This window comes from Actinoplanes sp. L3-i22 (assembly GCF_019704555.1).
Taxonomy (GTDB): Bacteria; Actinomycetota; Actinomycetes; order Mycobacteriales; family Micromonosporaceae; genus Actinoplanes.
Genome location: NZ_AP024745.1, coordinates 1,625,002 through 1,636,979 on the forward strand (window position 1 = coordinate 1,625,002; position 11,978 = coordinate 1,636,979).

The 11,978-nt window shown below is 71.3% G+C and carries 12 protein-coding genes; 6 read left to right on the forward strand and 6 right to left on the reverse strand.

Annotated features, from left to right (window positions below; genetic code table 11):
- Positions 1 to 2 precede the first annotated feature (2 nt).
- A complete protein-coding gene (locus L3i22_RS07600; RefSeq protein ID WP_255658028.1) occupies positions 3 to 3,020 on the reverse strand; it encodes a BTAD domain-containing putative transcriptional regulator in 3,018 nt (1,005 codons plus the stop codon).
- 383 nt (positions 3,021 to 3,403) lie between these two features.
- On the opposite strand from L3i22_RS07600, the gene L3i22_RS07605 reads away from it, so the two are divergent.
- Positions 3,404 to 4,069, forward strand: a complete 666-nt coding sequence (locus tag L3i22_RS07605) for an ElyC/SanA/YdcF family protein (RefSeq protein WP_221326267.1) — start codon at positions 3,404 to 3,406, stop codon at positions 4,067 to 4,069.
- A 166-nt stretch (positions 4,070 to 4,235) separates the two neighbouring features.
- Here L3i22_RS07605 and glnA read toward each other — a convergent pair whose 3' ends face one another.
- A complete protein-coding gene (gene glnA / locus L3i22_RS07610; protein WP_221326268.1) occupies positions 4,236 to 5,660 on the reverse strand; it encodes a type I glutamate--ammonia ligase in 1,425 nt (474 codons plus the stop codon).
- A gap of 192 nt (positions 5,661 to 5,852) precedes the next feature.
- Here glnA and L3i22_RS07615 point away from each other — a divergent pair, with 192 nt between their 5' ends.
- Positions 5,853 to 6,248 (forward strand): RDD family protein, encoded by a 396-nt coding sequence (locus L3i22_RS07615; RefSeq protein ID WP_221326269.1) that lies wholly within the window; start codon positions 5,853 to 5,855, stop codon positions 6,246 to 6,248.
- Positions 6,249 to 6,258: 10 nt separating this feature from the next.
- On the opposite strand, the gene L3i22_RS07620 is transcribed toward L3i22_RS07615, so the two are convergent.
- The 4 genes from L3i22_RS07620 to L3i22_RS07635 all read right to left on the reverse strand — a co-directional run bounded on the left by L3i22_RS07620 (position 6,259) and on the right by L3i22_RS07635 (position 10,144).
- Positions 6,259 to 6,444 (reverse strand): hypothetical protein, encoded by a 186-nt coding sequence (locus L3i22_RS07620; protein WP_221326270.1) that lies wholly within the window; start codon positions 6,442 to 6,444, stop codon positions 6,259 to 6,261.
- Between the two features lie 113 nt (positions 6,445 to 6,557).
- The gene (locus tag L3i22_RS07625; RefSeq protein WP_221326271.1) at positions 6,558 to 7,082 is read right to left on the reverse strand and encodes a hypothetical protein; all 525 of its coding nucleotides are present in this window, start codon (positions 7,080 to 7,082) and stop codon (positions 6,558 to 6,560) included.
- Between the two features lie 42 nt (positions 7,083 to 7,124).
- A complete protein-coding gene (locus L3i22_RS07630; RefSeq protein WP_221326272.1) occupies positions 7,125 to 9,056 on the reverse strand; it encodes a hypothetical protein in 1,932 nt (643 codons plus the stop codon).
- A 2-nt stretch (positions 9,057 to 9,058) separates the two neighbouring features.
- Positions 9,059 to 10,144, reverse strand: a complete 1,086-nt coding sequence (locus L3i22_RS07635; RefSeq protein ID WP_221326273.1) for a hypothetical protein — start codon at positions 10,142 to 10,144, stop codon at positions 9,059 to 9,061.
- A gap of 280 nt (positions 10,145 to 10,424) precedes the next feature.
- Between L3i22_RS07635 and L3i22_RS07640 the strand changes: the two genes are divergently transcribed.
- From L3i22_RS07640 to L3i22_RS07655, 4 genes are all read left to right on the forward strand, one after another.
- Positions 10,425 to 10,766, forward strand: a complete 342-nt coding sequence (locus L3i22_RS07640) for a WXG100 family type VII secretion target (RefSeq protein WP_221326274.1) — start codon at positions 10,425 to 10,427, stop codon at positions 10,764 to 10,766.
- Positions 10,767 to 10,797: 31 nt separating this feature from the next.
- Positions 10,798 to 11,082 (forward strand): WXG100 family type VII secretion target, encoded by a 285-nt coding sequence (locus tag L3i22_RS07645; protein WP_221326275.1) that lies wholly within the window; start codon positions 10,798 to 10,800, stop codon positions 11,080 to 11,082.
- 131 nt (positions 11,083 to 11,213) lie between these two features.
- On the forward strand, positions 11,214 to 11,576 hold the full coding sequence (locus L3i22_RS07650) for a YbaB/EbfC family nucleoid-associated protein (protein WP_255658029.1): 363 nt from the start codon (positions 11,214 to 11,216) through the stop codon (positions 11,574 to 11,576).
- Complete coding sequence (locus L3i22_RS07655; RefSeq protein WP_221326277.1) at positions 11,569 to 11,949, forward strand: hypothetical protein; 381 nt, start codon at positions 11,569 to 11,571, stop codon at positions 11,947 to 11,949. The genes L3i22_RS07650 and L3i22_RS07655 overlap by 8 nt, the downstream gene beginning before the upstream one ends.
- The last annotated feature ends 29 nt before the right edge of the window (positions 11,950 to 11,978 follow it).

Here is an 11,978-nt window from a genome sequence, read left to right on the forward strand (position 1 = left end):
GGTCACGGGGTCAGCCCGGCCGCCGCCAGCGCGGTGGTCATGGTGACCCCGTCGCCCCGGCCGAAGGCCGCTTCGAAGCCCGCGTCGCCCAGGGCGGCGCGGGCTTCGCGCGCCACGATCAAAGCCTCATTGAGGGTACGGTCGGACGAGCCCCGTACCGAGTCGGCCGCCCCGAGCAGGAACGCCGCCCGGGCCGGGTCCCCGGTCCGCAGCGCGAGATCCGCCCAGCCGGCCAGCACCTGCGCGATCACCGGCGAGTCCCGGGTGTCCACCGCGACCCGCAACGCCCGCTCGTGCTGCTCCCGGGATTCGGCGAGATTCCCGGCCGCCGCCTCGATCAGCCCCCGGGTGCTGTGCGTCATCGCCCGGAACTGCGGCGCCAGCGTCGAGTTCTCGATCAGCGCCGCGGTCCGGGCCACCTGCTCGCGGGCCTCGTCCAGCCGGCCCTCCGCCCGGGCGATCGTCGCGTAGGCGTGGTGCACCGACGCCATCACCTCCGGGATGTGCAGGTCGACGGCGACCCGCCGGGCCTCCTTGAGCGTCCGGTGCGCCTCCTCGTGCTCGCCGGCCAGCCAGAGCTGGAGCGCGAGCTTGGCGTTCATCTGCGGCACCTCCTCGCGGACGCCGACCTCCTTGAGCAGCTCGATCGACTCCCGCTGCCAGCCCACCGCCTGCGCGAAGTCGCCGCGGGCCGCGGTCAGGTCGGCCAGCGCGCTCAGCGTGAACCCGGTGCCCCAGCGGTCGCCGACCGCCCGGAACCCGGTCAGCGACTCGCGGAGATCCGCCTCGGCGGCCTCGGCCGGCTCGCCGAAGTTCAGCCGGACCTGGCCGACCATCATCCGGGCGACGGCCCGCAGCCACGGATCCGGGTCGTCGGCGATGCGTTCCGCGACCCGCATCGCCTCCTCCTGCCGGGTGCCGTAGAGCGCCGCGACCAGGCCCACCATCCGCAGCCCCGGATGCCCGGCGGGATCCGGCTCGGCCAGCTCGATCGCCCGGTTGAAGTACGCCTTCACGTGGCTGAAGTCCATCGGGCCCTCGACCCCGTTGAGCGCCGCCAGGGTGTAGGCCAGGGCCAGGTCCTGCCGGTCGGCCGGGCCGTCCAGCTCCAGCGCCTCGGCGCACAGCAGCGCGCCCTCGGTCCGGTGCCCGCACAGCCACCAGTACCAGCCCAGGTTCGCCACCAGCGCGATCGCGGTCGCCCGGTCCCCGGCGGCCAGCGCCGCCCGCAGCGAGGCGTGCAGGTTGTCGTGCTCCTCGCTCAGCCGGGCCATCCAGACCAGCTGCTCGGAGCCGCGCAGGTACGGCTCCGCCTCGCGGGCCAGGGCGAGCAGGTAGTCGGCGATCGACCGGCGCAGCGGCTCGGTCTGGCCGGCCTCGGCGAGACGTTCCAGGCCGTACTCCCGGATCGTCTCCAGCATGCGGTACCGCCCGTCCGGGCCCAGGATCAGCAGCGACTTGTCCACCAGTGCGCCGAGCAGGTCCAGGTCCGCCTCGCAGACCCGCTCGACCGCGGCGACGTCGGCGCCACCCGGGAACGCGGCCAGCCGCTGCCAGAGCCGGCGCTCCGGTTCGGACAGCAGATCCCAGCTCCAGTCGACCACCGCGCGCAGCGTCTGATGCCGCGGGAGTGCGGCCCGGCTGCCGCCGGTGAGCAGGCGGAACCGGTCGGTCAGCCGGTCGGCCAGGATCCCGGCCGGCAACGTGCGCAGCCGGGCCGCGGCCAGCTCGATGGCGAGGGGCATGCCGTCCAGCGCGCGGCAGATCCGGACCACCTGGGCGGCGTTCCGGTCGGTGAGCGTGACCCCGGCCGCCCGGTCCAGCAGCAGCCGCACCGCCGGGAAGCCGCCCGCGCCGGCCGCGTCCGCGTCCGCCGGCGGCGACTCCAGCGGCTCGACCGGATGGAGCGCCTCACCCGGCAGGCCGAGCGGCTCCCGGCTCGTCGCCAGCAGCCGCAGCCCGGGCGCGGCCCGCAGCAGCACGTCGGCGACCTGGGCGGCGGCCTCGATCAGGTGCTCGCAATTGTCCAGGATGAGCAGCATCTCCCGGCCGGCGACGGCGTCCCGCAGCCGGTCCAGGGTCTCCCGTCCGGTGCCCAGGAGCACCTGGTCGCGCAGGTCCAGGGCGGTCAGGATCGCCTGCGGGAGCTCGGTCGGGTCCCGGACCGGAGCGAGCTCGGCCCGCCACACCCCACCCGGCAACCGGACGCCGACCTCGACCGACAGCCGGGTCTTCCCGCTGCCGCCCGGCCCGGTCAGGGTGACCAGCCGATGGGCGCCGATCAGCGCGCGCACCGCGCGGACGTCGGCCTCCCGGCCGACGAAGCTGCTCAGCTCGGCGGGCAGATTCCCGCGCCGGGTCGCCGGCTGCTCGGTCAGCAGCTCCCGGTGCAGCCGGGCCAGCTCGGGGGCGGGGTCCGCGCCCAACTCGTCGGCGAGGCGCCGGCGGGTCTGATCGAAAACCGTCAGCGCGCGGCCGGGGCTGCCGTTCGCCCGCAACGCCCGGATCAGCAGGACGGCGAGCGGCTCGTCCAGCGGGTGCGCCGCGACCAGCGCCTCGAGCTCGGCGGTCACGTCCCGGTGGATCATCTCGGCGGCCAGCCAGGCCTTCTGCGCGGTCAGGTACTTCTCCCGCAGCCGGACCGTCTCGGCCATGGCCACCTGCGGAAACTCCGGATCGCCGCGCCAGAGCCGGAGCGCGTCGCCCGGCTCGCTGCGCTCGAACCGGTGCAGGTCGACCCGGTCCGGCTCGATCGCCAGGCGGTAACCCGTCGCGGTGGCCTCGATCCGCAGCTCCGGCGCGGCCCGGCGCAACCGGGAGACCAGCGACTGCAACGCGTTCGGCGCGGCGGCCGGCGGCGCCTCGCCCCAGATCCCGTCGACCAGCCGGTCCGCGGCGACGGTGCGGCCGGCGTCCAGGGCGAGCAGGACCAGCAGCGCACGCAGCCGCGCGCCGGCGATCGGCACCAGCTCACCGGTGCCGGTGCGCAGCTCCAGCGGGCCCAGCACCGCGATATCCACAGCTCGATTCTGCCCGCCCCCGCAACCCCGTTCCCGCCGCGCCGCCGCCCCGCGCGCCGCCCCGCTCCGCGGCGCCGCCGCCCCGCTCCGCGGCGCCGCCGCCCCGCTCCGCGGCGCCGCCGCCCCGCTCCGCGGCGCCGCCGCCCCGCCGCGCGCTGTTGGATGCGCTCCGCCGCACCGCGCCGTCGCGCACGGCCCCGCCCGTCGCGCGCTGTTGGATGCGCCTCGCCGCCCTGCCCCGCTGGGCGCGCCGCGTTGGGCTGCGTTTGGCGCGCCGCGCTGGTTCGGCCCGTCCCCGTGATTCGTTCGCGGGGCATGCCGGGTGGGTTCGTGGGCGGTTTGTCTGCGCCCGGCGCTTCGGTCGCGCTGGCATGCTGGGCAGGGTGGACTTCGAGACCGTGGCCGGCACCCCCGGCCTGACGCTGGACCAGGTGGCGCACGTCCTGGTGCCCGGCCGCGGCCGGGACGCCGCCGGCTTCGACCTCACCCCGGCGGCCGCGGCCCGGGTGGCGGTCGCGGCGGAGCTGTTCCGCGAGGTGGTCGGCGCGCGCGGCGGCCGGGTGGTCTGCACCGGCTACAAGTCGCCGGCCGACGACAAGGGCACGCCGTGGACGACACCGGAGGCACCCGGGGAGACCTTCCGGGGCCGGCCGGAGGCCGACGCGATGCGAGCTTCGCTGATCGCTTCCGGTCTAAACCCTTCTTCGGTACGGGCGGAGCGCCGCTCCATCGACACCGTGACGAACCTGGTCCGGGCCGAGGGCGAGTTCCACTTCGGCGACTCCCGACCCGTGGCGATCGTGTCCCAGCGGGCCCACCTGCACCGCATCCTGACGATCATTGCGCCTCGGGCGTTGCTCCGGCCGTACGTCGGCGTGGTTGTCCCGGATTTTGATGTTGATCGCGAAAATCCCCTGACGCTCCTGGTCAGTCGCCTGGTCGTCACCGGCCTGCCACGCGACCCGGCCCGCGCGATCGCCGCCGCCGACCGCCGCGCGGCCCTGCTCTGGCAGCTCGCCCGGCTCGTCGGCAAGCGCACCTACCACTGACCACCGTCCACGGCGGACACCGGAAGCAGCGCGACTCGGCCTCCCCGCCGACCTCGGCCTCCCCGCCGATCTCGTTTCTGGACGACCTCGGTTCCTGGACGGCGAAACGGCGGTCGCCCCCGGCCGGAGCCGGGCGTGACCGCCGTTTCGAACAGCTGTGCCGAGATCAGACGTTGTAGTACATCTCAAACTCGTGCGGGGTCGGGCGCAGGCGGACCGGGTCGATCTCGTTGGTGCGCTTGTAGTCGATCCACGTCGAGATCAGGTCGTCGGTGAAGACACCGCCGGCCGTGAGGTAGTCGTGGTCGCCCTCGAGCGTGTTCAGCACCGCGTCCAGCGAGGCCGGCACCTGGTTGACGCTGCCCCACTCCTCCGGCGGCAGGTCGTACAGGTCCTTGTCGATCGGCGCCGGGGGCTCGATCTTGTTCTTGATGCCGTCGAGGCCGGCCATCATCTGGGCGGCGAACGACAGGTACGGGTTCGACGACGGGTCCGGCACGCGGAACTCGACGCGCTTCGCCTTCGGGTTGCTGCCGGTCACCGGGATGCGGGTGCAGGCGGAGCGGTTGCGCTGCGAGTAGACCAGGTTGACCGGCGCCTCGTAGCCGGGCACCAGGCGCCGGTACGAGTTGACGGTCGGGTTGGTGAACGCGAGCAGCGACGGCGCGTGGTGCAGCAGGCCGCCGATGTACCAGCGGGCCATGTCGGACAGGCCGGCGTACCCGGTCTCGTCGTAGAACAGCGGCTCGCCGCCCAGCCAGAGGCTCTGGTGGGTGTGCATGCCGGAGCCGTTGTCACCGAAGAGCGGCTTCGGCATGAACGTCGCCGTCTTGCCGTGCTCCCACGCGGTGTTCTTGATGATGTACTTGAACAGCTGCATCTGGTCGCCGGCGTGCAGCAGCGTCGAGAACTTGTAGTTGATCTCGGCCTGGCCCGCGGTGCCGACCTCGTGGTGCGAGCGCTCGACGGTGAAGCCGGTGTCGATCAGGCGGCGCACCATCGCGTCGCGCAGATCGGAGTAGTGGTCGACCGGGGAGACCGGGAAGTAGCCACCCTTGTACGCGGTCTTGTAACCGCGGTTGCCACCCTCCTCCTCACGGCCGGAGTTCCACGCGCCCTCGATCGAGTCGATGTAGTAGAACGCCTGGTTCGCCGACGTCTCGTGGCGGATCGAGTCGAAGATGTAGAACTCCGCCTCGGCGCCGAAGTAGGCGGTGTCGGCGATGCCGCTGGCGGCGAGGTACGCCTCGGCCTTCTTGGCCACGTTCCGCGGGTCGCGCGAGTACGCCTCGCGGGTGAACGGGTCGTGGATGAAGAAGTTCAGCGCGAGGGTCTTCTGGATCCGGAAGGGGTCGACGAAGGCGGTCGCGACGTCCGGCAGCAGCATCATGTCGGATTCGTGGATGGCCTGGAAGCCGCGGATCGAGGACCCGTCGAAGGCGAGGCCGTCGGTCACCACACTGTCGTCGAACGACTCCACCGGGATGTTGAAGTGCTGCATCACACCGGGAAGGTCACAAAAACGTACGTCGACGAACTTGACGTCCTCGTCTTTGAGGTATCGCAGGAGTTCCTCGGGATTGGCGAACACACGTCCTCCTGGCACAGTTTTCCGATACCGGGCGGCCTGAGCCGCCACCTGGCAAGGCTTGTCGCGACGTTAGGGGTCCGGAGTTGCCCCGGCGTATCCCTATTGTTTCCGCCGTGTTACGTAACCGGATGATCAGGCACGGCGTGAGCGCAGCGGCCGACCCTCGGACCCTATCGCGTAGGCTCGGCCGTCGTGGCAGCTTCCGCGAACGACGTACCGCAGGCGCCGGCCCGGCCGGAGTCGGCGAGCGGTGGGCAGCGACTGATCGCGCTGCTCATCGACTGGATTCTGTGCCTGCTGGTGGCCAGCCTGTACGCCAACCCGAGCCGGATCGCCTGGCCGCCGGTCGTCGTGCTGATCCTGGTCAACACGTTCTTCCTCGGCCTGTTCGGCCAGACCCCGGGCATGCGGCTGGCCCGGATCCGCTGCGTCTCGTTCACCGACGGCGGGGCGATCGGGCTCGTCCGGGGGCTGATCCGGGCCGTACTTCTGGCGCTGTTGATCCCGGCCCTGATCGCCGACGGGCTCGGCCGCGGCCTGCACGACAAGGCCGCCGGCTCGATCGTGATCCGCAACCCGAGCGCCTGACCGGATCGGCTCAGCGGCCGACGGCCCGCGCGTGCTCCGCGGTGAGCCACGGGGAGCCGAGGACCCGCTGCTCGACGAAGTGGACCGCCTCGTGGCCGGCGACCTCGTCGCGGCGGACGGTCGACGGGACGCTGCCGGCGATCGCGGTCAGCTCGGCCAGATCGGCGGCGAGGCGGTCGAACTCCTCCGGCGTCACGTGGAAGACCGTGCCCGGCGGCATCGGCCGGCCGTCGTCCCCCGGCCCCGGCCAGGGGAACGGCTCCCCGGTGCCGGCCCGCCGCGGGCCCGGCGTCAGGCCGGAGCCCGGCGTCAGGCCGGAGCCCGGCCGAGGCTCGCGGCGTGCTGAGGTGAGAGCCGGTCCGAGGTCAGGATGCGCTCGTCGATGAAGCGGATCACCGAGCGGTCCAGCACCTCGTCCCGTCGCACGGAGGGGTTCGAATCGGAGGCGATCTCGGCCAGCTCCCACAGTTCGGCGACGAAGCCGGCGAACTGCTCCCCGGTCACGTAGAAGACCGTGGCCGGCTCGTCGGGGATGCCGACGTCCCGGATCGTCCCGGCGCGGGTGTCGTCGGGCGTGATCGAGTAGGGCGAGTGGATCAGCTCGCACCAGCCGACCTCCTCGGCGGTGGTGAACTCGTCCTCACGGGGCGGCCGCTCGGCGGCCAGGGGAGGCGGCTCGTCCGGCATCGCGGGCACGAACTTGACGAAGCCGTGCAGATTCAGCGCCACCGAGAAGATGTTCTCGCGCAGCGCGGCCTCCGCGGGCTCCTCCGCCTCCCACTCGTCCGGGAACACCTGAACGGTGTAGTTGGACGAGTTCCCGATCTTCACCACCGTGGTTCCTCCGGCGTCCCGACCTTCACGACCCCGACTCTCTCACTGGCCACCACCGAGCACACGCCGGATCTCCGGCTCGTAGACCGGCTCGTCGCGGCTGCTGGTCACCACGCCGCCGCCCGGGGTCTGCACCTCGAACGCCTGCTCGTCGGTGACGATCGTGCTCGCCTCGTCGTCGTGCTCGACCGTAGTCGGGGTGTTGCTGGTCCGGCGCTTGCTGAGCTCGGGCGCGACGGTGTCCGGCCGGCCGTGCTTCGACGTCTCGGCACGGGTGGCGGCCTGGCTGCGCAGAGCCCGGGGCACCTCCTCGAGCCCGGACACCGCGGTGCCGCTGGGCGGCGTGCCGGGCGCCTGCAGCAGGCCCGTGCCGGCCTCGGCGCGAGCCTCCTCGGCGCCGAAGTAGTCGGCCCAGGCGGGCGTGTGCCGGTCCTTCTTCGGTTCGGCCCGGCGCCGGGCGGGCTGCGCGGGGGTGGCCGGCGTGGCCGGCCGGTTCAGCACCGGCGGTGCGGTGCCTTCCGGCCGGAAGGCGTCACCGCTGCCCGCTTTCGCGGTCGGGCGCAGCTCTTCGGCGCTTCCGGGCCGCTTCCGGTCGCGGTTTCCGGTGGGATTGCGGAGTACGGGCGGAGCCCCGGTGCCGGGACGTCCGAAAGTCTCCTCGCCCTCGCCGGGCGCGCCCGGCAGTCGGTTCCCGTCCTCGCCGCGTCGCCGTTCACCGGACCGGCCGGGGAGTCCCGGCGTACGGCCGCTGTTGGGGTTGGTGGTGCCGCGGCGGACGCTGCGGCCGGGGGGCTGGCCCGTGCCGGGCGGCTGGGCGCCGCTCCGGCCGAACGCGCTGCGGCCGAGCTGGCCCGGGTTCGGCGGGAGGCTCGGTGCGCCCGGCGCGGTTGCTCCGGGTCGGAGCCCACCGGGCAGGGCGGGAGCTTTCTGGGACAGGCCGGGCGGCAACGCCGGCCCCGGCTTCAGGGCCCCGGGTGCGATCGGCAGCTGGCCGGGCACGCCCGGCGGGAGCACCGGACCACCCGGCGGAAGCCCGGGCTGGTTCGGGAGGCCGGGCTGGTTCGGGAGACCGGGCACCGGTGCCGGCGTCCCGCCCGGTGGCGGGACCTGTGCCTCGGGCGGATTGTTCAGCGTCGGCTCGGTCGGGTTCTTGACGTCGTTGACCGGGACCGGGGGCGGCGGCGTCGTCGAGAGCGCGGGCGGCGGCGCCGGCGCCGGGGGAGCGACCCCGCCGGGCGGAGTGACGATCGGCGGGCTGCCCGGGAAGTTCACCACCGCGTTCATCGGCTGCACCGGCGGCCCCATGCCGCCGGAGAGCGGCCCGAGCGTGTCGAAGAACTGGTCGCCGTACTTGAACGCGAGCTCCTGGGCCTTGATCTTGTACTTTTCCGTGACGTCGGTGATGTCCTCGTGGGCCTCGTCCTTGTTGGCCTGCGGGATCGTCTCGGGCATCCAGGTGCCGTGGGTGAAGAAGGCGCCGATGCCCTCGCCGACGCTGATGTGCTTGGCGTCGGCCAGCTTCTCCCGGTACTCGTTCTCCAGGAGAACCATCTCGTCGCGGGCGCTCTTCGCGATGTTCACCAGATGCCGGAGGGTGTCCCGGTTCTTCTGGGCGGCCTCGATCCACAGATCGAGGTAGCCCAGCGCCTCGCCGGGACCCCGCTTCAGGAACTCGGCCGCGGCCTTCGGCGACTGCCACTCGCTCTGCAGCTCGGTGCTGCGGCCGAGGACGAAGGACTTGATGTCCTCCATGAAGGCGATCGCGTTGTTCCAGTGATCGGCCAGCGTGGAGATGTCCTCCGGGTGCATGTTGTTGATCTTGCGTTTGACCTCTTCGAAGGTCATCGGATTGTCTTTGTGCGGCTTCGAGGTGAACGGCACGTCGGAGGACTTGTACTGCTTGTAGTGCGTGTACCCGCTGTACTGGCTGTACCCGTAGTTCGGGTTGATGTCCGCGTCGAAGTAGTTCGCCATGGCTAGCCGGTCACTTCTTTGGTGTACGGGTCGTACTCCGAGGCGATCGTCTCGGTGACCCCGACCTGGCCCTGCGTCTGCTTGCCGGTCGCGACCAGGTCGGTCGTCTCGAGATGGGTGCCGGCCTTCGGGTGGTCCTTGTCGTTCAGGACGACCTTCTCGGACTTCTCGGTGGTGGTCTCGGTCTTGGCGTCCACAGTGGTGGTCCGCCGGTTCGTCAGCGCGCCCGTGTCGTCGTTCGTGTCGTTGACCCGGCTGCTCACGTCACCGGTCGCCGTGTACGTCGTGCTTTCCTTGGTGCTGCCGGTCAGCTTGCCCTTCGCGTCGTACGACGAGGACGTGGTGACCTGCGTGTTGGTCCGGCTGTCGTAGGTGACCGTGGTGCGGTTCGAGCTCTGCGTGACGATCTTGTTCTTGGCGTTGTAGACCGTGGTGGTGACGGTCGTGCCGCCGCCCGGGATGTTGGTGGTGACCACCTCGCGGCGCTCGCCGTTGGGCCCGGTCGACGTCTGGATCGTCTGGTACGGACCCATCTGCTTGGTGTCGCCGTCGACCCACAGCCCGCTGTCCGCGCCCAGCGGCTCGCCCTTGGCGTTGGCCTGCTGCTCCCAATAGGTCTGGCCGATGTTCCGGGGCAGCCCGGCCGGCCGGGGCACGTTCTCGCCGAAGGCGAAGAGCACGCTGTTCATCGACGCGGCCGACATGGCGTCGTTCGCCTCGTACGAGTCGGCCACGGTCTGTGCCGCCATGCCGACGTTGTGCAGCGTCGTGCCGAGCTTCTCCAGGTAGGCGAAGAACTCCAGAGCGTTGTTCGTCACCGTCGACCGCACGGCGGCGGCCTCGCCGAGCACATCGCCGGTCCAGCCGTCGTTCGGCGTGGTGGTCAGGTGGGAGAGGTGGCCCCGGCGGGTTCCCATGTCGAGTTCCTGGTCGACCATGTGCTTCGCGTACGCCCGCAAGCCCTTGGGCTTGACCTTCAGGGGCGGCCCGCCGTCGAGCCACGGGGCATCCGCATTGGTCTTGGTCTCGGTGGGAAACGGGTTGGTCTCCCCCGGATATGGGTTCACATACGGTTCGTTGCCGCCCATCACGCCTCCCCCGGTTCGGCCGCGCAGCTGCTTCGGAGGGTATCTCGCCCGAGCACTGAGCGGGTGACGAGATAGAGTACGCCCTCGTCTCGGCACAGGTTCGAACCGTTTTCGCGCGGCCGGTGTACGTGATGGCATAGAGCCGATGGCGTACCGAACGGGGTGGCCCGAAGAGCAGATGGTGGTTACCTTCGGGACATCATGGATGTCTCTCGGGGTCGCCCCCAGAGTGCGCCGACAATGAGAATCGGGGTGAACCACCTTGTCAGGAACTCCGGGTATGGGTCAGGTACATGCCACCCAGGAACAGCTGAACTCGATGGCGCAGCGGTGCGAGGACACCGGTCAGAGCGTGGCGCGGGGCATGGCCCAGCTGCTCGACCGGATCCAGTCCCTCGGCGGCGCCGGTTTCCAGGGCACCGCCAACACCGCCCTGCAGGACGTCTCCGTTCAGCTGAACGACGGCCTGACCAAGATCATCAATGCGCTGGACGAGCTGGCCGGCAAGATGAGCAGCGCGTCGAAGCAGTACGGCGTGCACGACGAGGACGCCGCACAGGAGATCCGGTCCGCCGCGGCCTCCACCGGCGACAGTTCCGTCATTGGCATCCTGCGCGGCTGACGCGTAACCGAGATCGGGAAAGAGGCGAGCCATGAGCATTACCTACAACTTCGGTCAGATCAACGATGTCGCGCAGGCCATCGGCACCTACGAGGGCCAGATGGACCAGCAGCTGAACGAGCTGTACCAGGGGTTCACGAGCCTGTTCGCCCAGGACTGGTCCGGCGCCGCCGGCCAGGCCTGCGACGAGGCCCGGCAGAAGTGGAACCAGGGCGCCATGGAGATCAAGACCGCGCTCCAGTCGGTGGGCGTCAAGCTCGGCGCGTCGGCCGAGCGGATGCAGCAGATCGACCAGCAGATCGCGGCCGGGATGTGATTCGCACCGGCCGCCGGTGACCACCGGCGGCCGGTGCGCGATCATGTCAGGCTGGGTTTGCCGCAGGACGAGAGAGGTGAGGGCCGATGGCGGACGTACCTGGACGCCCCGACTGGAGTGCCCTTCGCGAGATGGTCTCCGACCTGCGCAAAGCCACCGAAGAGCTGCCGGGCATGCAGAAGCGCATGCTCGCGGTGACCGGCACCGCCTGGTCGCCGGATCGCATGATCAAGGCCGTCGTCGGACCCCGTGGTCACCTCCTGGAGCTCGAGATCGACCCCAGGGTGCTGCGCCAGCCGAACTCGAAGGCGCTGTCGGCGAGCATCGTGCAGACCGTGCGCGTCGCGATCGAGGACGCCGGCCGCAAGAGCGCCGAGGTGATGGACGAGGCCCTGCCGAGCGACCTGCGGGCGCTGGGCGACGGGAATGTGCGGAAATACGTCGGCGGTCATGACGCGGACGTGCGGGAGCGGGCGGAGGACGACCATGGGTGAGTTCGTGGAGATTCGGACATCTCCGGCCGAGATCATCAACATCGCGCACGGACTGCGGGAGAAGGGCGAGGCGCTGCAGAAGGCGGCGCAGCGCCACAATCACGACATCGAGAAGCGCGAGGAGCCGCACGACGTCTTCCCGGCCGGCGACGAGTTCGTCGAGGGTTTCCACCCGGATTACATCGGCCCCACCACGGACGTCAACGGCCACGGCTCGACGACCAACGCCGCACTGCGCGCGGCCGCCGAGTTCTGCGGCAAGCAGCTGATCGACATCGGCAACTACGTTGCGAGTGCGATGGCGACTTATGATGTCGCCGACCAGCAAGCTGGTGCTGACATCACCAAAGCGGGTCAGCACGGGCACAAGTAGTGATGATGAACAGCGGGCCGCCCGGCCCG